At 54.1% G+C, this 22083-nt stretch carries 19 protein-coding genes; 5 read left to right on the forward strand and 14 right to left on the reverse strand.

Features of this window, described 5'->3' with window-relative positions; translation table 11 throughout:
* The first annotated feature begins 59 nt into the window (after positions 1 to 59).
* The 3 genes from PUT07_RS17380 (at position 60) to PUT07_RS17390 (ending at position 2594) form a co-directional block, all read left to right on the forward strand.
* Complete coding sequence (locus PUT07_RS17380) at positions 60 to 956, forward strand: ABC transporter ATP-binding protein (RefSeq protein WP_274469576.1); 897 nt, start codon at positions 60 to 62, stop codon at positions 954 to 956.
* Entirely contained in the window at positions 953 to 1765 is an 813-nt protein-coding gene (locus PUT07_RS17385; RefSeq protein ID WP_274469578.1) for an ABC transporter permease subunit, read from the forward strand. The genes PUT07_RS17380 and PUT07_RS17385 overlap by 4 nt, the downstream gene beginning before the upstream one ends.
* 175 nt (positions 1766 to 1940) lie before the next feature.
* The gene (locus tag PUT07_RS17390) at positions 1941 to 2594 is read left to right on the forward strand and encodes a transcriptional regulator (protein ID WP_274469579.1); all 654 of its coding nucleotides are present in this window, start codon (positions 1941 to 1943) and stop codon (positions 2592 to 2594) included.
* A gap of 1462 nt (positions 2595 to 4056) precedes the next feature.
* Here the strand turns inward: PUT07_RS17390 and pruA are convergent.
* Positions 4057 to 5625: an L-glutamate gamma-semialdehyde dehydrogenase gene (gene pruA / locus PUT07_RS17395; RefSeq protein ID WP_274469581.1), complete on the reverse strand. Its 1569-nt coding sequence runs from the start codon at positions 5623 to 5625 to the stop codon at positions 4057 to 4059.
* A 27-nt stretch (positions 5626 to 5652) separates the two neighbouring features.
* Positions 5653 to 6567 (reverse strand): proline dehydrogenase, encoded by a 915-nt coding sequence (locus PUT07_RS17400; RefSeq protein WP_274469582.1) that lies wholly within the window; start codon positions 6565 to 6567, stop codon positions 5653 to 5655.
* A 227-nt stretch (positions 6568 to 6794) separates the two neighbouring features.
* Between PUT07_RS17400 and PUT07_RS17405 the strand changes: the two genes are divergently transcribed.
* On the forward strand, positions 6795 to 8528 hold the full coding sequence (locus tag PUT07_RS17405) for a sigma-54 interaction domain-containing protein (RefSeq protein WP_274469584.1): 1734 nt from the start codon (positions 6795 to 6797) through the stop codon (positions 8526 to 8528).
* A 38-nt stretch (positions 8529 to 8566) separates the two neighbouring features.
* Here PUT07_RS17405 and PUT07_RS17410 read toward each other — a convergent pair whose 3' ends face one another.
* A complete protein-coding gene (locus tag PUT07_RS17410; protein WP_338000769.1) occupies positions 8567 to 9340 on the reverse strand; it encodes an aminoglycoside adenylyltransferase domain-containing protein in 774 nt (257 codons plus the stop codon).
* Between the two features lie 33 nt (positions 9341 to 9373).
* Entirely contained in the window at positions 9374 to 10186 is an 813-nt protein-coding gene (locus PUT07_RS17415) for a phytanoyl-CoA dioxygenase family protein (RefSeq protein WP_274469585.1), read from the reverse strand.
* Positions 10187 to 10371: 185 nt separating this feature from the next.
* Here PUT07_RS17415 and PUT07_RS17420 point away from each other — a divergent pair, with 185 nt between their 5' ends.
* Entirely contained in the window at positions 10372 to 11304 is a 933-nt protein-coding gene (locus tag PUT07_RS17420; RefSeq protein WP_274469587.1) for a hypothetical protein, read from the forward strand.
* Between the two features lie 352 nt (positions 11305 to 11656).
* Here PUT07_RS17420 and PUT07_RS17425 read toward each other — a convergent pair whose 3' ends face one another.
* From PUT07_RS17425 to PUT07_RS17470, 10 genes are all read right to left on the reverse strand, one after another.
* Positions 11657 to 13072, reverse strand: a complete 1416-nt coding sequence (locus tag PUT07_RS17425; RefSeq protein WP_274469588.1) for a sulfatase-like hydrolase/transferase — start codon at positions 13070 to 13072, stop codon at positions 11657 to 11659.
* A gap of 5 nt (positions 13073 to 13077) precedes the next feature.
* On the reverse strand, positions 13078 to 14469 hold the full coding sequence (locus PUT07_RS17430; RefSeq protein ID WP_274469590.1) for a sulfatase family protein: 1392 nt from the start codon (positions 14467 to 14469) through the stop codon (positions 13078 to 13080).
* Positions 14466 to 15023, reverse strand: coding sequence for an adenylyl-sulfate kinase (gene cysC, locus PUT07_RS17435; RefSeq protein ID WP_338000770.1), 558 nt, complete (start codon positions 15021 to 15023; stop codon positions 14466 to 14468). The genes PUT07_RS17430 and cysC overlap by 4 nt, the downstream gene beginning before the upstream one ends.
* 96 nt (positions 15024 to 15119) lie before the next feature.
* Positions 15120 to 16118: a Gfo/Idh/MocA family protein gene (locus PUT07_RS17440; protein ID WP_274469592.1), complete on the reverse strand. Its 999-nt coding sequence runs from the start codon at positions 16116 to 16118 to the stop codon at positions 15120 to 15122.
* Complete coding sequence (locus PUT07_RS17445) at positions 16112 to 17560, reverse strand: sulfatase (protein ID WP_274469593.1); 1449 nt, start codon at positions 17558 to 17560, stop codon at positions 16112 to 16114. Before PUT07_RS17445 ends, PUT07_RS17440 begins: the two co-directional genes overlap by 7 nt.
* Positions 17561 to 17590: 30 nt before the next feature.
* Positions 17591 to 18391 (reverse strand): sugar phosphate isomerase/epimerase family protein, encoded by an 801-nt coding sequence (locus tag PUT07_RS17450; protein WP_274469594.1) that lies wholly within the window; start codon positions 18389 to 18391, stop codon positions 17591 to 17593.
* 18 nt (positions 18392 to 18409) lie between these two features.
* Positions 18410 to 19399 carry a Gfo/Idh/MocA family protein gene (locus tag PUT07_RS17455; RefSeq protein ID WP_274469595.1) on the reverse strand — a complete coding sequence of 330 codons (990 nt, stop codon included), beginning with the start codon at positions 19397 to 19399 and terminating at the stop codon, positions 18410 to 18412.
* A gap of 23 nt (positions 19400 to 19422) precedes the next feature.
* The gene (locus PUT07_RS17460) at positions 19423 to 20343 is read right to left on the reverse strand and encodes an AraC family transcriptional regulator (protein WP_274469596.1); all 921 of its coding nucleotides are present in this window, start codon (positions 20341 to 20343) and stop codon (positions 19423 to 19425) included.
* A gap of 96 nt (positions 20344 to 20439) precedes the next feature.
* Positions 20440 to 21198, reverse strand: coding sequence for a DeoR/GlpR family DNA-binding transcription regulator (locus tag PUT07_RS17465; RefSeq protein ID WP_274470860.1), 759 nt, complete (start codon positions 21196 to 21198; stop codon positions 20440 to 20442).
* A 53-nt stretch (positions 21199 to 21251) separates the two neighbouring features.
* Positions 21252 to 22073 (reverse strand): sugar phosphate isomerase/epimerase family protein, encoded by an 822-nt coding sequence (locus PUT07_RS17470; protein WP_274469597.1) that lies wholly within the window; start codon positions 22071 to 22073, stop codon positions 21252 to 21254.
* Positions 22074 to 22083: the final 10 nt, after the last annotated feature.

Consider the following 22083-nt stretch of genomic DNA (forward strand, 5'->3'; position numbering starts at 1 on the left):
AGTTTTGAAATTATTGTTGTTTAAAATTTCAAAACTTTCATTTGCGGAGGTGGCCGCGCATGTTGGCCGTTCATCAGTTGACCAAAACATTCCCGAACGGGAAAGGCATTTTCGATGTTACCTTCTCGGTCCGAAAAGGCGAGGTGTTCGGGTTTCTGGGGCCGAACGGAGCCGGGAAATCCACGACGATCCGGCACATCATGGGCTTCATGAAGCCGGATAAGGGCACAGTAAAGGTCGGGGGATTGGACACTTGGACGGAGCAAGGCACGGTTCAATCCTATTTGGGCTATTTGCCCGGGGAAATCGCATTTATTGAAGGGATGACCGGCAAGAGCTTCCTGGATTTCATGGCGGAGATGCAGGGACTGAAGGATCGGTCCCGGCGCGATGAGCTTGTCGACCGGTTCCAGTTCGACGTGAAGACGCCGATTCGCAAAATGTCCAAGGGCATGAAGCAAAAGGTCGGCATCGTTGCGGCATTCATGCACAGGCCGGAGCTCATTATTTTGGATGAACCTACCTCAGGACTCGATCCACTCATGCAAAAGGTATTCATCGATCTCGTCCTGGAGGAGAAAGCGCGCGGCACGACATTCTTCATGTCGTCTCACAGCTTTCCCGAAATTGAACGGACTTGCGACCGCGCGGCCATTATGAAGGACGGCGTCATCCTCACCGTCAAAAATATTCATGAGCTGCAGTCGATGCAGCGCAAATTGTTCGAGGTGACATTCGAACGCACAGCGGATGCCGAAGCTTTCGTGCAAGGCTTCGGCGCAGGCGAAGGGATTGAGTCACGCGAGGGCAACAGGGTGCGGGTCGCCGTTCAAGGCGATTACGCCAGTTTCTTAAGCGAAATTTCCAAGTATACCATTCGCAATGTTGACGTGTTTACGCAAAGTCTCGAAGACGTCTTCATGAACTATTACGACCGGAGGGGGACTTTGAAATGAACGTTTCGCTCTATAAACATATGATGAAGATTCACATCAAAGGAATGATGAACTATGCATTCGGGTCGGCGTTCTACATTCTGCTCATGTTTTGGCTGTTCCCCAGCTTGGCGGGCAACAACGCGGCCCTCGACGATTTGATTCGCTCGCTGCCGGCCAGCATCACGAACGCCTTCAACTTGGGCAGCGGCTTTAACACAGTGGAGGGCTTCATCTCCGGCGAATACTACGGCCTTCTGCTGGTGCTGATTGCCGCCGTCTTCTGTATCCTGCTCTCTACGCAGCTGATGGCGAAGCTCGTGGATCAAGGCGCGATGGCTTACCTGCTCGCGGCGCCGACGACCCGCGGCAAGGTCGCTGTGACGCAAGCCGCCGTTATGGTAACCGGGCTGGTGACGATCATGGCCGTCACGACGCTCTGCGGCTTCGCCGGTTACGCCTGGTTCATCGGCGACTTGAGCGCCTTCCACGGCGCGGCTTACCTGCGGATGAACATCGCCGCACTGCTGCTGTTCTTCGCCGCCGGCGGGATCGCCTTCCTGGTCTCGTCACTCGTTAACGACGAGAAGAAGGCGCTTGGCGTGTCGGCTTCGCTCACGTTCGGCTTCTTCAGCCTGGACTTTATTGGCAAGCTGAGCGAGCGGATCGAATGGCTGCGCAGCCTGACCTATTTCTCGCTCTATGACCCGAGCGGCATTATCGCGGGCAAAGCCGCAATCGGCTCCGCTTGGTCGATACTTGCCGCGATCGGTTTGCTCGCGTTTGCTGCGGGTGTCGTTCTTTTTCGGCGGCGGGATCTGCCGTTGTGATGCTGTGATGAGAAGAACAGTAGCGCTTCAATCCCCGCTTCCGTTATAATTAGGTAAAATAAAACAACGGTCGTGAAGCATACGCCGCTTTCATCTAATGCTGTAGGGGTTGCCCCCCCCCTGCTGGCTTAGATGCGAGCGGCGTTTTGTTTTTCGATGAGAAAGGAGGGGTTTCATGAAGTTTGAACGTGCCTTCGACATCTTCATGGCATCACAGCTTGCTTCGGAGAGGAATGCTCGCCGGCGGGAAAGGTTGGAAGGCGGTTTGGGACATGGAGAAACGGAGTTTCTGAGAAAGGTGTGGTACCCGGCAATCGGCAGTTTCGATCATTTGTACCCCGAGTGGGAGGTGCGTGATTTCTCGAACGGGTACCGCTACTTGGACTTTGCTTATATGCCTGGCGGCGCCAAGGCTGCCATTGAGATCCAAGGATACGCCACCCATGCACGCGATATTGAGCTTTGGCGGTTCAAGGATCTGTGCATGCGCCATTGCCATCTGGGTTTAGATGGCTGGCTCGTCATGCCGCTCGCCTACCCCGCTATCGCGGAAACGCCAAAACAGTGCCAACAGCTGATGCTGGCATTGGTTGGAAAATTTGTTTCGTATTCAAATTCCGATGCCATGAACTGGGTCGAGCTTGAAACTGTTCGCTTCGCACGCAGATTGCTGCGTCCCTTCTCTCCTTCAGAACTGGCCGAGCATCTTCGCGTGAGTCCTCGCCATGCTCGTAACCTTTTGCGCAGCTTGTGTGACAAGCAAATACTCATGGTATCCAGTGGGCAGCAGCGGGCACGATTGTACAGTTTAATCACACCTCACCAGTAGTTAGCGGAAATACGATCCGCTATTTTGGTCTGAGAGGGGTTTTTGGGGGAGGATGCGGAAATGTAAGACCTTATTTTGCCGTTGTTCCTTCAATTTCATTCAGTCGCAATCCGCATAGTAGCGAATCGTATTTCCTCTTCATTCGCAGAATGGGGGGTTTTGGGTGAAATAGCGAACTGTATTTCCTTTGCGCTGATGATGCTACACCTCCCCAGTAGCTAGCGGAAATACGATCCGCTATTTTGGTCTGAGAGGGGTTTTTGGGGGAGGATGCGGAAATGTAATACCTTATTTCGCCATTATTCCTTCAAGTTCAGTGGCAATCCGCATAATAGCGAATCGTATTTCCTCTTCATTCGCAGAATGAGTGGTTTTTGATGAAATAGCGTACTGTATTTCCTTTGGGCTGATGATGCGTGCGACGCTGGAGCTTGTGGGGGAGACATACTACACTTCCCCCAGCAGCTAGCGGAAATACGATCCGCTATTTCAACCTGAGAGGGTTTTTTGGGGGAGGATGCGGAAATGTAATACCTTATTTCGCCATTATTCCTTCAATTTCATTCGCAAACCACTCAATAGCGAATCGTATTTCCTCTTCATTCGCAGAATGAGTGGTTTTGGATGAAATAGCGTACTGTATTTCCTTTGCGCTGATGATGCTCAACCTCACCAGTAGTTAGCGGAAATATGATCCGCTATTTCGGCCTGAGAGGGATTTTTTGGGGAGGATGCGGAAATGTAAGACCTTATTTCTCCGTTGTTCCTTCAATTTCACTGGCAATCCGCATAATAGCGAATCGTATTTCCTCTTCATTCGCAGAATGAGTGGTTTTGGATGAAATAGCGTACTGTATTTCCTTTGCGCTGATGATGCGTGCGACGCTGGAGCTTGTGGGGGAGACATACTACACTTCCCCCAGTAGCTAGCGGAAATACGATCCGCTATTTCAACCTGAGAGGGGTTTTTGGGGGAGGATGCGGAAATGTAATACCTTATTTCGCCATTATTCCTTCAAGTTCAGTGGCAATCAGCTCAATAGCGAATCTTATTTCCTCTTCATTCGTAGAACGGGTCCTTTTGGGTGAAATAGCGAACTGTATTTCCTTTGTGCTGATAATGTGCGCGATGCTGGAGCTTGTGAGGGTAGACATGCTGCACCCTCCAGTAGCTAGCGGAAATACGATCCGCTATTTCGGCCTGAGAGGGTTTTTGGGGGGAGGATGCGGAAATGTAATACCTTATTTCGCCATTATTCCTTCAAATTTAGTGGCAATCAGCTCAATAGCGAATCGTATTTCCTCTTCATTCGTAGAATGGGTCCTTTTGAGTGAAATAGCGAACTGTATTTCCTTTGCGCTGATGGTGCGTGCGACGCTGGAACTAGGGCGGAGACATGCAAAAAAAAGACGGACGCATCGTCCGTCTTTCCTATCCTTAAACCTATCCTTAAACCAATCCTTATCCCTTGCGGGAAGTTAGCTTCGCTTGGGTGAACAGCAGCAGGTAGTCATACCCGCCGGCTTTGGAATCCGTACCCGACATGTTGAATCCGCCGAACGGGTGTACGCCGACCAAAGCGCCCGTGCATTTGCGGTTGATGTACAAATTGCCGCAATGAACCGTATCCAGCGCTTCCGCGATACGCTCCTCGTCCGTGGAGAAGTACGAGCCCGTCAAGCCGAACTCCGTATCGTTGTACATCGCGATCGCTTCTCGCCAATCTTTCGCTTTGGCCAAAGCAAGCACAGGCCCGAAAATTTCCTCCTGCATGATACGGGCTTTACCGCTCACATCGCCGAACACCGTCGGCTGAATGTAGTAGCCGTTGCCTTCCGCTTTGCCGCCGCCAGCCAGCAGCGTACCTTCGGTTTTGCCGACTTCGATATAGTCCAGAATCCGCTCATACGAAGTTTGGTCGATGACCGGGCCTGCCGCGAAGTTCAGCTCAGGCAGTCCGCTTTGCAGACGGTTCGTAAGCGCAACGACTTTCTCCGCTACTTCATCGTACACGGATTCTACGATGATCGCGCGGGAACCCGCGGAGCACTTCTGGCCCTGGAAGCCAAAAGCCGAGGCTACGATCGCCGCAGCGGCTGCGTCCAGATCTGCCGTTTCGTCCACCACGATGCCGTCTTTGCCGCCCATCTCCGCGACCACGCGCTTAATCCAGATTTGACCCGGAGCCGTGTCCGCAGCCAGCTTGTTAATCCGCAGTCCGACTTCTTTGGAGCCTGTGAAAGAGATGAAACGCGTCTTCGGATGCGTCGTCAAGTAGTCGCCGACTTCCGCGCCGCTGCCCGGGATGAAGTTGATTACGCCTGCAGGCAGCCCCACTTCTTCCATCAGCGCAACGAATTTGTGCGCAATGACCGGCGTCGTCGATGCCGGCTTCAGCAATACGGTGTTCCCGGAGACGACAGCGGCCATCGTCATTCCCACACAAATCGCCAACGGGAAATTCCATGGAGGAATAATGACGCCGACGCCAAGCGGAATGTACGTAAGCCGATTGTTCTCGCCCGGAATTTTGACCAGCGGCTGCGTTTCGTTGATTTCACTCAAACGAATCATTTCACGCGCATAGAACTCGATGAAATCGATCGCTTCCGCCGTATCCACATCGGCTTCGACGTAGTTTTTGCCGGACTCCAGCAGCATGAGCGCCGAGAATTCATGTTTGCGCGCGCGCATCAATGCCGCCGCTTTGAATAAGTACTCTGCGCGCTCTCTGGCAGGCACCTTTTTCCACGTTTCGAAAGTTTCCAGGGCGACGCCCATCGCTTTCTCAGCCAGCGCCTTGTCTGCTTTGCTCACATAACCGATCACCTCATCCACATTGCCAGGATTAATGGAGGTAATTTTCGCTTCCGTCGTCACTTTCTCTTGGCCGATATAGAGCGGATATTCGCGGCCCAGCTCTTGCTTTACTTTGCGGATAGCCGCTTGCATCGCCTGTTTATTTTCCTCAAGACTGAAATCTGTGAATGGCTCATTCGCGTACGGTCCTACTTGTGTAAAGGTTGTCATATCATTTCTCCTCTCCGAATGGGAAGCTTATTTAAACATATTTTTAAGAACGAACCAGACGTTGGCCGGACGTTCCGCTAACCTTCTCATGAAGTAACCGAACCAATCTACGCCATATGGAACATAAATGCGGACACGGTAACCTTCTTTCACCAATTGCTTCTGAAGCTCCTCACAAATGCCATACAGCATCTGGAACTCGAATTGATCTCCGGAAATGCCGTTCTGGCGGGCAAAATCTTTGGTAAACTCAATAATGGCCGCATCGTGACTGGCAACCGCCGTGTAGTGGCCGTTCAGCAGATGCTTTTGGATAATTTTCTTATAGTTTTCATCGACATCGCTTTTTTCCGGAAAGGCAACCTGCGGGGATTCCTTGTACGCCCCTTTCACCAGACGCAAATTGGCGCCAAGCTCGTGCAGATCGTCCATATCCTTCATCGTGCGGTACAAGTAGGCTTGAATGACGATGCCCACGTTGTCGTACTCTTGGCGTAGCTCGCGGTAAATGTCGAGGGAAACCTGGCAATGCGCATAATCTTCCATATCGATCCGGACAAAATTGCCATGCATGCGGGCACGGTCGAGAATGCGTTTCATATTGCTGACACATAGTTCTTTGCTTATATCTAATCCAAGCGAGGTCATTTTCAGAGATAAATTGGAGGTCACGCCAGACTCCGCAATCGCGTCCAGCGTTTGGATGCACATCTCGGCGGATTCAATTGCTTCCGCTTCACTGAACACAAATTCGCCCAGATGGTCGAGCGTCGCGATCCGGCCATCCTGGTTCAGGTTGCGCACAGCCGCGATCGACTGCCCGATCGTCTCGCCGGCGACGAAACGTGCGGCCCCGAAGCGTAAACCGTATCTTTTGGCCAGTCGGTTAGCGGTTCTGCTTTTGCCTAAAGATTGAAACATATTTCTCATCATAAGTTCCATGTGTATTCCCCCAAAGGAATTTGTACAGTAGTGTTTAATTTATGATCTCATTGTACACTAATATTCATATTTTGAACACTATTTGTTTATGTGTGTATTTTTCATGATTTTGTACACATTGCTGCGGCTATACCTTATCATACTCGCCCGCCCCTCCCGACGTGTTGAATCACTTTCATGTTCATGGTAAATTTAAGTGAAAAACGATTCGGCATAAGAGGTACATTATGTTCAAAAATGAACACTTTCCGTTGAACCCTACATTTGTAATATTACCGATAGACGCGACAATCCAAGAAGTATCCTCCTATTTACAAGAACAGACGGCGGTAATCGCCCGGCAGGATTCGCAGACTTATTTGTTTATACCGGAAGATGACGTCTTGTTGCCTGCCCTATCCACTAAGAACATTCAAGACTTGCTCGAGATGAGCTCCTATTTCCGGGCAGACACGATTCAAATGGATGAAACCGCACGAACGGTGTTCCCTGAGCTGCCGGTCCCGTCGTCATCGCATCGCCCTCTCGTGATCAAGGATAAGGCAGGAAATATTCGGGGATACTCCACATTAACCGATTTATTGAACACGGCCTCCAATGAGCTTCACAAATGGTCCTCCTACTTCCATGCACTTGCAGACACGGTAACGGATGCCGTAACCGTCGTGGATCGCGAAGGGGCCGTCATTTGCTGGAATCCTGTCGCTGCGGATTTGTATCAGCTGCCTGCATCCGACATCATCGGGAAACGGATTGGCGAGCACTTCGACGTCGAGACGCTCATGGTTCTTAAAATTTTGGATGAAGGCCGCCTGATCCGCAATACGTACCACCGTCCTCGCCCCGAGACGCATGTCCTCATTAACGCTTCCCCTATTCGCAATGCCAAGGGGGACATTATCGGCGGAATTGCAACGGAGCAGGATATTACGCAGCTTGTGCGATTGAACGAACAATTGACCGCGGCGGACTCTTTCGGAATCCCGTTCCGGGAGCAGACTGAAGATTTGTTCACCTTGATCAAAGGAAAAGGCCCTGCGATCGGCAAGGTCATTCAATGGGCCAAAAAAGTCGCCTCAACGGAGACACCGATTCTGTTGATAGGTGAAACGGGTGTCGGCAAAGAGCAGCTGGCGCACATCATTCACCGGTCCAGCTCGCGGGCCGAGCATCCTTTTCTTACGATCAACTGCGGCATCGTGCCCGCCGGCATATTGGAGACGGAGCTATTCGGGTATCAAGGCGGAGCCTTCACCGGAACCGAGACGGGACAGCCTGGCAAGCTTGAGCAGGCGAAAGACGGAACGTTATTTATCAATGAAGTTGAGAAGCTTCCTTGGGAATTACAAGCCAAGCTTTTCCACTACATCACGCAGCAAACGATCACGCGCTCAGGCGGGACGCAGCCGATCCGTGTCCGCACGCGGATCATCATCGCCACAACGGAAGACTTATCCGCCAAGCTGGCTGCGCAAGAGTTCCGGGCTGATTTGTACTATGCGCTCAATGTCATTTCGATTCGAATTCCCCCTCTGCGCGATCGAACGGAAGACATCCCAGCCATGGTTCATATGTATTTGAAACAGTTTGCCATGCAGTACCAGAAGCCGGTACCGGCGCTGACACCGGAGGTTAATCTTGCATTCGCCAATTACAGTTGGCCGGGCAATATTCAGGAGCTCAAGAACGTCATTGAACGAAGTGTCATCCTGTGCGATGAGGATCTGATCACCTTGGAGCACCTGCCGCCCGCCTTGCAAAGCGGCCAGCCTTCTCTAGCCGCTTCGGAGGGAGAGTCTGCCGCGATGATTTTGAAAGCCAAAGTGTCCGAAGAAGACGAAATGATACTAATTGAAGAAGCGCTGGCCAAGACCGCCGGGAACAAAAGCGCAGCGGCCAAGCTGCTCGGCATCTCGCGCGGAACCTTGTACAATAAGATGAAAGAGTATCAGATGGAATAACAAAAATCCCTTTCTACAACTGCGTAGAAAGGGATTTCTTATTGGCACGCCCTGCCCAGCGTGAATCGGACAAAAGACAAAGTCTCGCGGCTTACATCCAGCTCCATTCCCCGGCGCCATGCCAGGGCTTGCCGGATCAACGCTTCCCACGCTTCCCCGTATTTGCCCATCGCCCACTTGCCTGCGGCCGGTTTGGAAGCGACAAGTCCCGTATCCATCGTGTACAAGCATCTGCACATCGTCAATATCGCATAGGCTTGGTACTCGCTTGTGCCAAGGCGCGATGCGTCTTTCAACAAGGGGGCCCACCATTCCTGCAAAATGCTGCGCGCCGCCCACCGAAGCTCCTCCGCTGTAACCGGGGCGATTAGCGAATCCGGCGCCGGGCCGCAGAGCGTGATGCCATATCCGCGAATAATCGCACGCTGAATGATCCAATCGCTGCCGTGCCCATCGACACCGAAGCTGCCGTCACAGCGCAGCGCCGGGTGCCGGCAATGCTGCGGATCATACCGCTTAAGCGAAGCTTGCGGGATGTAGGACCCCTCCATGTGTTCTGCCGCAGGGAAACCTTGCGAACGAAGCTCGTCATGCATATGAGCCAGAGCCGTTCGCTGGGCTGCTTGCAGCTCGCTGCGGGTGACACCCAGGAAATCGACATCGCTCGTCTCCGGATGGTAATCTCCCAATGCCAGCGATCCGTGCACATAGAGACCGACCAGATCTTGCGCGAGAATGCGCTGTGTCCCCTGCAGCAGCTGATCTAGCAGATCATTAACGTCGGGATAGAGCGTTGGTTTCTCGTTTCGGATACACGAACCACCCTTTCCTGCATGGTACCAATATTATTTCTGATAAACGACCGGGAAGCTCTCGCCCGACATAAGTTCGCCCGGAGCGACATGAATGTGAGGTTCCATCGGGTGTCCGCCTGTCGGCGAATAATACGTGTGACCCGGCATATAGTGAACCGCAATCGCTCTGCGCTTGCGATCGGAGCGGTTGTTCGGGCTGCCATGCCACGTTAGCGAGTGATGATAGCCGACCTGCCCTTTTTTAATTTCAAAAGGAATCGCTTCCACTTTAGCCCCTTCAGGCAGCAGCTCAGGTTGTCTGTGTACCGGCATGAAATCGTCGCTGCTGCTCAAATATTTCTGATGGTTGCCCCATTTATGGCTGCCCGGCACCATCCACATACAGCCGTTCTCAATGACGGCATCGTCAAGCGCAACCCATGCGCTGATCAGGTCTGCCGGCTGAATGACCGGCCAAAGCGGATGATCTTGATGCCAGTGCGTCGGTCCGCCCGTCACCGGCGGTTTATATTGAATCTGATCGTGCCAGATCCGCAGCGTGTCCGTGCGGCACAATTGGGCAACCTCCTCACAAATTCTCTGATTCGCTGCATGCTGCAAATACACGTCGCTAGCCATCCAAATATTCACAATCTGAACGACCGTTTCCTTCTTCGTTATCGTCATCCCATAATGGGAGTTGTCGAGCATATTTCGGTTGAGGATTGGCTTTTTGACAGATTTCCCTTCCATCACATTATCCAGTTCTTCCCGGAGCGTCTCCACTTCCGCATCGGATAATACGACATCGCCCTTAAGAAACCCCAATTCATCGAATTGTTTGATCTGCTCTTGTGATAGCATGATTGATTCCTCCTCGCTTGGTATATCTTTATTGTACGGTCAGCCGGCTCATCCGTCGTTAGAGATTTCCAACCTGAAATTGCACTTATCACAGAAAATCAAAACTTCTCCATTTAACCGACCTATTTGGGGAAGGCATGGTGTATGATGATAAAGTAGCTTGTCAACCATGAAGGAGGTTTCATATGTCTGAGCAGCTTATCATTGGAAGCGCTTCACATCTTTATGCGGTGCAAGAAGGCTGGGGCCAATTGCCGTTGAACATTCAATACGGGTACACGCACGGCATCTGTGTGGACGATGAAGATCGCGTTTATGTGCATCACACGGGGAAAGAATCGGTTGTTGTGTTTGACAAAGAAGGCAACTTCCTTACTTCCTGGGGCAGCGAGTTCGAGGGCGGGGCACACGGCTTTTATTTGCATCGCAATTCCGACGGCCAGCAGCATCTCTATTTCGCGGACACCAAACGGGCAAGTGTTGTAAAAACAACATTAACCGGAGAAGTCCTTCTCCGCATTTCGCCGCCGGACCGTCCGGATTTGTACGATGAAGAGAGAAAATATGTACCGACCGATGTATGCGTGGCGCCGAACGGCGACATTTATGTGGCAGACGGCTATGGCCAGTCTTATGTGCATCACTACAATGCCGAAGGCGCGTATATCCGCTCTTGGGGCGGGTCAGGGTCCGAACCGGGCAAGCTATCGTCGCCACACGGCATCTCCGTCAACCTGCGCGGAGAAACGCCGGAGTTGTACATAGCGGACCGCAGTAACAACCGGATTCAAGTGTTCTCTTTGGAAGGCGAGCATCTTCGCTTCGTTGAGCATAACCTGGATCTCCCGTGCTCCTTCTACTTCTTCGGCGATGAAGTATATTTGCCCGATTTGCACAGCAGGGTGACCATTCTGGATCATAATGACCGCTTGATCACACACTTAGGTGAAGATCAACAAGCGTATAAGCAGCAAGGTTGGCCTAACCTGCCCAAAGGCTACTACCGCCCGGACCGCTTCAGCTCACCGCATGGCGTCTGCGTGGATTCCCAAGGCAATGTGTATGTGGCGGAATGGATTTCCGACGGCCGGGTGACGAAGCTCGTAAGGCAGCGGTAGAGGTGCGCAGCGGCACTGGTGCGGCGGCGGGAGCGACCGGCGAGTCTGGTGAGGCTGCCGGACTGAGCGAAACGAAAAACAGGAGCCCATCGGCTCCTGTTTTATTTGCTAACGGACACAGCGGCCGTTATTTGCCCATTAGGCGGTACGTTTCGGCTCTAACGGACAGCAGAGGCCTTATTTGGCCGATTTCGGGGCGAAATCAGGCCCATATGAGCAAATAACGGCACCAGTGTCCGTTACATTTTCACAGAGGTCCTTATTCACCGAATAAGAACCTCTGTGTCCGTTAGCGGCGCCCGGAACCTCGCCTTCGCATAGAATCACCGGCAAGGCGCACGTTCCCGGAACGCTAAGCCTTCCGCCCCTCCAGCAGCTGCCCCCGCATCCACTCATTCCGCACGATCCCATCGCCGTCCGCCAGCAGGATGTGATACAGCCGCTTGCGCAGCTCGGCGGTAATCCGCCGGCTCCCCGGATGCCCGATCACATTATGCAGCTCATGCGGATCGCTGCGCAAATCGTAGAGCTCATCGACATCCGTGCAGTTCCACACATACTTCCACTCGCGGGTGCGGATCATCCGCTGGGTGAACAAACCGAACTGGGCGCCATTGAATGAGGCGACCACTTCATCCCGCCACTGATCCGGCTCGGCGCCTTGCAGCAGCGGCAGCAAGGACTCCCCGTGCAGCCGGTCACCGCCGCCCTCCGGCAAGCCGGCGCCGGCGATGGCCAGCATCGTCGGCGGCAGGTCGAGCAGGTTGTAGACGAAACGCTCGCAGCGGCTGCCCGGAGCAACAACGCCCGGCCATCTGACGATCAGCGGCACCTTCACAACATCCTCGTAGAGCACATAATGCTTATCCAGCATACGGTGCCCGCCGCACATATCCCCGTGATCGGTCGTGAACACGACAACCGTATCCCCGCCCTGCCCCAGCGCGTCCAGCTCCGCGAGCAGCTTGCCCACGGCATCGTCCAATTGCGAGATAACCGCATAATACCGCGCCACGATCGGTGCCCAGTCCGGCCATTCATAATGCTCAATGCCCCAGTTCCGCAGCTGCTGCTTCTGAATGTACGGCTTATCCGCGAACGTCTCGCCGAAGCTTCCCCATTCAGGGATGCTATCCGGAGTATACATCGCAGCGAACTCGGCGGCAGGCCGGCATGGCAGATGCGGCTCCTGGAAATTGACGCGCAGCTGCCACGGACCGTCCGTTGCGGCTAACTGCCGCATAAGCCCGCAGGCCATTTCCGCGGTTTTATGCGTACGCGTATCCGCAAGCGGAAGCGGATCCGTTTCACCGAAGTAACCGGCTTTGTAGGCAAGCTCCGGATACCGCTCTTTGAGCAGCTTACGATAGCGGTCGTCGCTCGATACGTAATACGTATAACCGTAGTGTGTCGGGTCAAATGACGGGTGCACATCCCATTTCCCGATATAGCCGTTGACATAACCGGCATCATGCACAGAACGCGCCCACGAGAAATTCGTGGGCGCCAGCGCGCCGACCTGCAGACCTAATGAATAGTTCCACAAGCCTCCGAACGATTCAGGCCGTCTGCCGCAAACGAATGACTGCCTCGCCGGGCCGCAGATGGGGATATGATTATACGCATTCTCAAACCACATTCCCCCGGCGGCAAGACTGTCGAGGTGTGGTGTCTGCACAGGCGCAAGTCCGCTGTAGCCAAGACAATCATAGCGCAGCTGATCGGCCATAATCACTAGCAGATTCGGTTGTTTGACCGGTTCCGTCACCCTCGTTACCTCCCCGCATGCCGGGCAGCGGACGCCTCATCGAACCTGTCGCGCCGCGGATCCTGCATCCATTCATCCCACGTGAGTCCATACTGCAGCAAGATCTCATGGATGCGGTTGCGAAAAGGAAGTCCCGCTGCGATTTGGATCAGCATCGGATCCTCGCGCCCGTTCAGCATCCCGGCGGTCCACTCATCCAGCTTCCTGGCGAGCTCACCTGCGATACCCGGCGAACTCTCCGCAATGTTCACCGTCTCGTTCGGATCCGTACGCAGATCGTACAGCTCCCTTGGCGGACGAACGAAAGGGCCTGCGTCAAGCGTGCGAATGAATTTGTAATCTTTCGTCACGACACCGCGGCTCGCCTGCCACGCACACTCGCTTAGGAAGACAACGTCATGCGTGCCGTTCTCTTCCCCGCGAATACACGGCCACAAGCTGCGGCCATCCAGCGAAGCCGGCGCTACAATTCCCGCCGCTTCCAGCATCGTCGGCATCATATCGACCTGCTGCACCAAGCCCTCGACCCTGCGCCCGGCCGGAATGCGCCCCGGCCATCTCATGATCATCGGTACTTGTACGGATGCCTCGTATAACCCGCAATGATCCCAATAGATATCATGTTCCGTCAAACTTTCGCCGTGGTCCCCGAACAGAATAAGCAAGGTGTCCTCGTATAAACCTTCAGCGATCAGCAGCTCATCCAGCTCGCGCAGGCGGTCGTCGAGATAGCGAACCTCCGCATCGTAGAGCGCGTTCACATAGTCGCTGTCCGTCACAGGACCAAGCAGGTCGTAATGATGGTGCTTGAAAAACGGATAAGCCGCATGATTATATGCGGCCTGCATACTGCGATTCGAAGGATCGTAAGGATCGCGCCCCGCTTCATAAAATTCAGACACATAATCGGCCGGCGGCTGATAGGGCGTGTGCGGATCCCAATAATGCAGGAACAGGAAGAAATCCTCCTCTTTATGATCGCGAATCCATTTGAAAGCAAGTTCATTGACACTTTTCCCGTCGATGCTGCGCGTTTTTTGGACCGAATTAATATAGTGCCGGTAGCCTCTGGCGAACCATTCCTTCAACTGATACAGATTGTCGACGGCGGCCGTCGTGAAGCCATGCTGCTGCAGCAAAGACGGCAGCCAGGCCTCCTTCTTGGGCAGCTGTGTCAGCGGCGAGCCGTGGGAGACGACGCCCGTACGAAGACCCACTTTCCCGGTAAAAATACCGGTGTGGGCCACCTCCGTCGGAATGTCCGCCGCATAAGCCCTTTCGAACAAGACGCCTTGAGCCGCGATCTGGTCCATATAAGGCGATGTCGGCTTCTCGTAGCCGTAACAGCCAAGCCTGGAAGCGCGCATGGTATCCATGGAGACGAATACGATGTTCATACCGCCTCCCCCCGTCCCGCATCCGTCATCAAATAATCCAAAATGAACGCAACGTTGCTCTCAACCTCATCCATATGCGTGCGAATGACAATGTCCGGCTGCTCCGGTATTTCATACGGGTCGCCAATGCCCGTAAAATGAGCGATTTCCTCTTTCCTCGCTTTGGCGTACAGCCCTTTGACATCCCTGCGCTCGCACTCCTCCAATGGGCAGTCAACGAATATTTCCACATAACCCGGCAGTTCGGCGCGGGCATGTTCTCTCATCTCTTCGTATGGCGTGATCGCCGATACGATTACCGTCACACCGTTGCGTGACAACAGCTTGCACAGAAAGACGATCCGCTTGATATTGGCGATCCGGTCCTCGCGGCTGAAGCCAAGCCCCTGCGAAATCGTTTGCCTCAGCTCATCGCCGTCGAGCAGCTCCACTCTTCTGCCGCTTGCCCGCAGCGGCTCAACCAAGGCACGAGCCGTCGTCGATTTGCCGGAGCCCGAGAGACCGGTGAACCAAAGTACCTCTCCATGTTTACTCATAACCTTCCTCCTTCGGATCGGTCTAAATCGGTCGAGGCATCAAACAGCGCAGCGGAACGCTCTGGAACGAGTGTTCCTCAAGAACGACGGAGCGTTCCGCTGCGCTCACTAGGGTCATTCAGAAATCGTCATCACCGCGCCGTTCGCAAGATGGGATGCAATCGCCGCCTCGATAATCACTTGAACGGCCAGCGCATCCTCGCCGGAAGCGGCGATTTGATCCGGAGGCACGCCCTCTTTCACTTCCTGGATGAAGCTGTCGAGCCGCAAGCGGAACGTATCGTCGAAGCCCCGCATGCCGCCCATGATGGAATTGCGGAACACGCGCAAGTCCTCCTGGCGATGAGGGTAGTACGTCAGCGATTCATAGACGTTATCGATCACGAACCGGCCCCGGTCGCCGGCGACCTCACAGGCTTCGATCGGATGCGGGCCGAACATATCGTAGCTGCCCAACAGATGGCCGACCGCACCCGAGGCGAACTCCAGATTCATGGAGGCCGTCGACCACACGCTGCGGCCCGGCGCCTTCGTCAGGAACGCCTGAACCCGCCGAACATCACCGGCGTAGTAGCGCATCACATCCAGCGAATGAGGATGAAGCGCCCGCAAATGAAGCCATGGGCTCGTTTCGTTCGGATTCCCGATGGTAAGCTTCATGTTGATAAAAAGGGGATGACCGATATCCCCTTGATCCAACCATTGCTTCGCTTTCTTAGCGGCAGGTGTGAAACGATGGTTGAGATTGCAGGCGAGACGGACGCCTCGCTCTTTCGCGAACCGCACCATTTCGCGCGCCTCCTCCAAAGAGTTGGAGATCGGCTTCTCAACGAGCACGTCTTTGCCCGCGGCAATCGCCTTCATGACCGGCTCCATATGATGCGAACCGTTCTCAACACCGCCTGTGGCGACAGAGATGATATCCAGCTGCTCCGCTTCCAGCATCGTATCCAAATCATAGTATGCCTTCACGCCGAACTGGGCAGCGACGGAATCCGCAAGCGGCGCGTTCAAATCGCAGACGGCCACGAGCTCCGCGTCCTTATGCTCCTTATAGCACCGGCAGTGAATGCGTCCGATGTGATTGACGCCGACGACCGCTACCCTCAACATGCCGAATCCGCTTCCACTTCTTCGGACTGTTCTTCTGCCGCAGCGGCAATTTCAGACTCTTGCTCCTTCGTCTGCAGTGACTTAGCCGTACGCGGAGAGCCGATATGCATGGAATCGAAAGCTTGCTGTGATGTCTTGAACGGACCGCAGCCGAGTCCATGCCAGTTCAAATTCGTATACATCGGATTCTCGCGCCCGGTCTCCTGCTCACGCTTGGCGATATGCGCGTTTAAACGGTTCATTAGATGAGCGACAACCTCCGGCTCTTCATCCACCAGATTGTGCAGCTCCTCTGGATCGCGCACCAGATTGTACAGCTCCACCGGAGGCTTGAAATGCAGGTCCGGCTCCAGCGCCACGATCAGCTTCCACTCCGGTGTCCGCCAGCCGTGCTTGCGCATCCAGGTGCACTCCGTAATGTACATTTCGCTTTCCGGCACCCGCTCTTCTCCATTCGCCAGCGGAATCAAGCTGCGGCCGTCGAACTCGATATCGCAAGGTACGCCCAGCAGCTCTACGATCGTCGGCATCACATCTTTGATCTGCGAATTCGAGGCGACGCGTTTGCCTTCCGGCAGCTTGCCCGGGAACCGCAAAATCAGCGGAATCCGCAGATTCGTCTCATATAACCCGTGATGATCGTAGTAGCAGTCGTGTTCGTTCAACGTTTCGCCGTGATCCGAGGTAATGACGACAAGCGTCTCATCTTCGATGCCGAGCGCTTCAAGCGCCGTGAATATCGACTGGATGCCGGCATCCATATAGGCAATAGCCCCATCGTACTGTGCGTCAATATATTTGCTGTCCGTACAACCTTCCGGGAACCAGGAACTGAAATAATCCGCAAACGGCTTGAAGGCATACAACTCATCCAAGGAATGGTTGGCGGGATCGCACTCGTCGCCGTCATAGAACATCCTTTCGAAAGGCTTAGGCGGCAAGTACGGGGAATGCGGGTCCATATGACGCAGGAACAGGAAGAACGGCTTCCCTTCCTCTTTCAGACGCTTCAGCTCCGGAATGGCCACCCGGTTCAAATTGTCCGCTTTCGGACTGCGACCTGTATCGTCAGGTCCCCAACCTTCGAAATCGATATATTTCTGAAATCCGCGGGCGGAAGGATTGCCGGTGAACCCGATGCAGGTCGTATTGTAGCCGTTCTCCTCCAGCAGCTCGGACAGCATCTTCACATGCTCGCCGACAGGTCCGCCATGCCGCAGCGCCACGACATCCGTACCGAAGCAGTCCATTCCCGTCAGCATGGAGGCATATCCCGGAGTCGTCGGGATGCTCGGCGAGAAGTGCTGCTCGAACAGAACGCCTCCCTGACTGTATTTATCGATATGCGGCGTCGTCAGCCGGTCGTAGCCATAGCAGCTCATATGATCGCGGCGCAAGCTGTCTATGCCAAGTAGCAGTAAGTTGGGCAGTTTCGATGTCATGAGATCATCTCCTTCTGGGATTGGAATGGCTTATCTTGCACCGAATGATTTCAATACCGCATTCAAGTAACCGTAGCTCTCGGCAGCTACGATACTAACCTGAGCGAGGGAATGATCCCTGGCGCCAATCACCTCGAGACAGACAGGACCGTCGTAGCCGCTATCCGCCAACACCTTGCAATAGCCGATCAAATCGATATCTCCCCGGCCGCAAGCTTGATTATCGATGGTGCCCGGGCCCGCCTGACGTCCTTTGCAATCGCGGATATGAATATGCTTCACGCGCGAAATGACGGCCGGCAGCGCATCCTCCGGATTCTCGCCTGCACGGTAGATATGGCTCGGATCCATATCGATGCCGAAGGCCGGATCGGCAATCGCTTCCATCGCTCTGAGCGAAGTCGGCGTATTATAGATCGAACCGCCTACATGCGCTTTGACGCATAGCGTCACGCCATATTCGCCGGCCAGCTTCGACATCCGCGTCAGCTTCTCGATCGTGAACTGCACATCTTCCTCCAGATCCGATTTGCCGCCAGGACCTACATTGACGACCGGAATGCCCAGCTCCCTCGCCGCTTCGAAAGCCAGCGGCAGCCGCGTCTCGTTCAGTTCCGCTACCTCCATGGACAGCAGCTTCAGGCCGGTTTCCTCGGCGATCCGCTTAATCTCAGGAGCCTGATCGCGCCAACGGTCCAGCTCCAGATGCTCGCACATCCCTTTGATCGCCGACAGCTCCACGCCATCATAGCCGCACAGCTTAATATGCTGAGCCGCCGTGGCGAAGTCGAAATCTTTAAACAAGACGGAATTAATCCCTAATTTGATCATGTCTATCAGCTCCCTGAATTAAAGTTCAACGATCGTCGAAGTTTCAAATGAGCGAATGGCGGCTTCGATAATGGTCTGTGCTTTCAGCGCTTCCTCACCCGAACCGTTAATCTGGTCATGCGGCACTTTGGCATCCAGCTGCTCGATCCAGTCGCTGATACGGCTTTTGAACGTTTCATTGAAATGGCGCATGCCGCCTAAATAGCTATAGCTCTCGGTAGCAATGCTGTAACGGGGATAGAACGTCAGATGCTCACAGGCATCGTCGAGCACGAACCGCCCTTTGGAGCCGACGACTTCACAGCGTTCCAAACCGTAGCTGGCCCCGGCGTCGTAGCTTCCGACCAGGTTGCCGATCGCGCCGTTCTCGAATTCCAGCATTACTTGGGCATTGGACCATATTTTCCGGTTCTCGCCTTTCATCATGAAGGCCGCCACTCGCTTCACATCGCCGCAGAAATAACGAATGACATCGAATGAATGCGGGTGAAGCGCTCTCAAATGGAACCAAGGCGATGTCTCAACCGGGTTGTTAATCCACATTTTCATATTAATCATGTGCAGCTGCCCTAAGCGTCCTTCTTCCACCCATTCTTTGGCGCGCAGCGCCGCCGGCGTGAAGCGATGATTGAGGTTAACGGCAAAAGGCAAGCCCTTCTCCTTCGCCAGCGCAACCATCCGTTCGCCCTCGTCGATCCGGTTGGATATCGGCTTCTCGCCGAGCACGGGAATGCCCGCTGCGAGCAGCTCCATCGTCGGCTGATAATGCTCGCCGCCGTTCTCCTCGCCTTTGGTCGCCATCGAGCATGCATCCAAGTGAATGCCGCTCGCTATCATGTCTTGAACGCTATAGAAGGCTCTGCACCCGTATTTAGCCGCAGCCGCATCCGCTTTCTCCTTAAGAATGTCGCACACGGCCACAAGCTCCGTTTTGGAATGTTCATGGTATACATTTGCATGTATCGATCCGATATTACCGACGCCAACGACGCCAACCTTTAATGTCATCGCTATTCCCTCCCATTCGTTTCCTACACTTCGTGTACGTTCTCCAATTCTTCCGCTTGAATTTCCCTGTACTGACCGGGTGAACAACCGACCTTACGCCGAAACAGCTGACTGAAGAAGGCAGGATCCTCATAGCCGACGCGATGGGCGACATGAATCACTTTATCGTCACCTTCGGCCAAATACTGCTTCGCTCGTTCGATCCGGATCTCATGAATGCGCTCCGTCACGGTCTGATTCGTCTCCTGCTTGAACACCCGGTTTAACTGGCGGCTGCTCACGTTAAACAGCTCGCACAAGTCGGGGATGGTCAGCCTTTTATCGAAATGACGCTCCAGAAATCCGGTGATCCGGCGAACGAGAATCGTATGATTGGTTGAGCGTGAGCTCCTTTTCTCCTTGCCGGCGGAGTCCGCATAACAGCGCGACAGCTGCACAAGGAGCTGAAGCATTTGCAGCTTAATGATCGTTAGGTATCCCGGGCGATGTTGGTCCCACTCCGAGATCATCATCTCCAGGATGGAGAGCACTAGGCCGGCTGATGCGCCAACCAAGTTCAATCGATGATGAAAGCGCTCTCGAGGGTTTAAGAAAGGATGCACGTAATAGTAATCCATGGATTGCGAAACGCCCAATTCCTTCAGCAGCGATTCGTGAATCAGCTCCGGCGTAAACAGACAATTGATGATCTCGATGCGTTCCCCAGGTTCGGTACGATATGTATGCACTTCTCCGGGATTGATGATAAACACGTCCCCCGCTTGAATCCGGTAGCATTCTCCCTCAAACACATGCTCGGCTTGACCGGCTACGACATAGACAAGCTCGATAAAATCATGCGAATGAACCGTCGGCGTATTATGCTCATGATGAAAGCAGCGGTTAATCGTGAATGGGATTTGCGTATCCTTCATAAATTGACTTTGTCTCAGCAGGTTCACCATTAGTCCATTCCTTTCTCTGCCTCTGCCTTCATCATAAGGCTTGCAGCTTCAGCTTTCATTGCGGTTTCAGCCATCTTGCATGGGGATTGCGCCATCTCAAACCTGGATGACATTGATGAGCTTGCGCTGCAGCTGCGCGACATGATCGGCCGGCGTCAACTCATCCGTAATCAGATGATGGATTTGACTCCAAGCGCCGATCATCGTGAAAGCCTGCATATCGAACTTGCTGTAATCGGCGAGCACGTAGACCTGCTCCGCCATGCCGACCATTTTCCGCTTCACTCTGGCCTGCATTTCGTTCGACTCAGAGATGCCGCGTTCCATATGAACACCTTTGCAGGATACGAACGCTTTATTCACGTGATATTCCTCCAAAGCCTGCTCCGTGAGCGGTCCTACGAAGGAAAGCGAATTAGGCACAAGGATGCCCCCCGTGCTGATGACGCTCACATTCTTCTTCTCGCTGAGAACCAGAGCGACCTTCAAGGAGTTGGTGATGACGGTGAGTGGAATATCGGGCAGCTGTGCCGCCAGATGCCAAGTCGTGGAACTGGCGTCCAGCACGATGCGATCGTTCGGCTCCACATATTTGGCCGCCTCTCCCGAGATGCGCTGCTTCTCTGTCACATGCACCGTCTCGCGCAGCTGGTACGACGTTTCGGACGTCTGCGGCGTCAGGCGGATCGCTCCGCCATAGCTGCGCAGCAATCTCCCCTCGCTCTCCAGCCGGTCCAAATCCCGGCGGATCGTCTCTTCGGTAACCCGGCATATTTGGCTGAGTTCAGTGACGCGCATGCTTCCCCGCTCGTTAACCAGCCGTAGAATGTGTTGAACCCTTTCCGCGACCAGCATCATCAAACACCCCCCTGAGCCTCAGTATTCCGATCGGGCGAATCGAAACGCAATTAGCGGGCTTGATCAAACGCGATCACCCGATCACGGATTTCACAGAAATTGTTTATATTCACATACTCCAAAATAAATGGAATTCCTTCAGTCTGCTCATGGTACAAATTCAGCAGCTTGCCCCAGTCAATGTCCCCGTCGCCGACACAGCGACCGTACGTATCGTTGACTTTGCGATCCTTGCCGTGGAAGTAGGCGATATGCGGCCCCAAATACCGGAACATCTCCTCTTCCGAGCTGTTGGCGATCAGGTTCGCCGGATCGAGAAGCACTTGCACATGCGGGGATCCCACCTGCGCAAGGAAATCGGCCGTACGCTTGGCGCTCGGCACCACGTCGAGGACACAAGGCTCAAGCGCCAGCTTGATGCCATAATGTCCGGCGCGCTCGCCAAGCCAGGCGACCTGCTGCTTCAGACGGTCGAAGTCCTGCTCATACGAGTCCGCTTGGATCCCCCGCTTCCCGGGTATGAAGCCGCATTCCGTCGCGACAACCGGCACGCCGCTATTCGCCGCAATTTGCATATGCCGCTCGAAGTAGTGCAGATTCTCCTCCATTTCCCGTTCATCCGTTTCCAGCAAATTGGTGAACACGCCGATCGAGGCGACCTCGATACCGTGCTTGCGGTACGTCTCTATGATGTCCCGGCTTCTTGCATCCGAGAGCTCGCTAATATCGCTTCTTCCATTGTACCGCCAATAATTCGAATCCGTCTGGGAGAAGCACAGCTCCGTCCACTTGAAGCCGCGCTCGGCCAGCAGCGCCGCTACCTCCTCGTTCGTTAATTGCGGGAAGCTGCGCGAAACAACACCTATATCCATACGCGAAACC

The sequence above is a fragment of the Paenibacillus sp. MAHUQ-63 genome, from assembly GCF_028765165.1.
GTDB lineage: Bacteria > Bacillota > Bacilli > Paenibacillales > NBRC-103111 > Paenibacillus_E.

Bases quoted from the DNA above. Each gene is read 5' to 3' on its own strand.
- PUT07_RS17380 (WP_274469576.1), top strand. From the start codon at position 60: ATGTTGGCCGTTCATCAGTTGACCAAAACATTCCCGAACGGGAAAGGC.
- PUT07_RS17385 (WP_274469578.1), top strand. From the start codon at position 953: ATGAACGTTTCGCTCTATAAACATATGATGAAGATTCACATCAAAGGA.
- PUT07_RS17390 (WP_274469579.1), top strand. From the start codon at position 1,941: ATGAAGTTTGAACGTGCCTTCGACATCTTCATGGCATCACAGCTTGCT.
- pruA (WP_274469581.1), bottom strand. From the start codon at position 5,625: ATGACAACCTTTACACAAGTAGGACCGTACGCGAATGAGCCATTCACA.
- PUT07_RS17400 (WP_274469582.1), bottom strand. From the start codon at position 6,567: ATGGAACTTATGATGAGAAATATGTTTCAATCTTTAGGCAAAAGCAGA.
- PUT07_RS17405 (WP_274469584.1), top strand. From the start codon at position 6,795: ATGTTCAAAAATGAACACTTTCCGTTGAACCCTACATTTGTAATATTA.
- PUT07_RS17415 (WP_274469585.1), bottom strand. From the start codon at position 10,186: ATGCTATCACAAGAGCAGATCAAACAATTCGATGAATTGGGGTTTCTT.
- PUT07_RS17420 (WP_274469587.1), top strand. From the start codon at position 10,372: ATGTCTGAGCAGCTTATCATTGGAAGCGCTTCACATCTTTATGCGGTG.
- PUT07_RS17430 (WP_274469590.1), bottom strand. From the start codon at position 14,469: ATGAACATCGTATTCGTCTCCATGGATACCATGCGCGCTTCCAGGCTT.
- PUT07_RS17440 (WP_274469592.1), bottom strand. From the start codon at position 16,118: ATGTTGAGGGTAGCGGTCGTCGGCGTCAATCACATCGGACGCATTCAC.
- PUT07_RS17445 (WP_274469593.1), bottom strand. From the start codon at position 17,560: ATGACATCGAAACTGCCCAACTTACTGCTACTTGGCATAGACAGCTTG.
- PUT07_RS17450 (WP_274469594.1), bottom strand. From the start codon at position 18,391: ATGATCAAATTAGGGATTAATTCCGTCTTGTTTAAAGATTTCGACTTC.
- PUT07_RS17455 (WP_274469595.1), bottom strand. From the start codon at position 19,399: ATGACATTAAAGGTTGGCGTCGTTGGCGTCGGTAATATCGGATCGATA.
- PUT07_RS17460 (WP_274469596.1), bottom strand. From the start codon at position 20,343: ATGGTGAACCTGCTGAGACAAAGTCAATTTATGAAGGATACGCAAATC.
- PUT07_RS17465 (WP_274470860.1), bottom strand. From the start codon at position 21,198: ATGCTGGTCGCGGAAAGGGTTCAACACATTCTACGGCTGGTTAACGAG.
- PUT07_RS17470 (WP_274469597.1), bottom strand. From the start codon at position 22,073: ATGGATATAGGTGTTGTTTCGCGCAGCTTCCCGCAATTAACGAACGAG.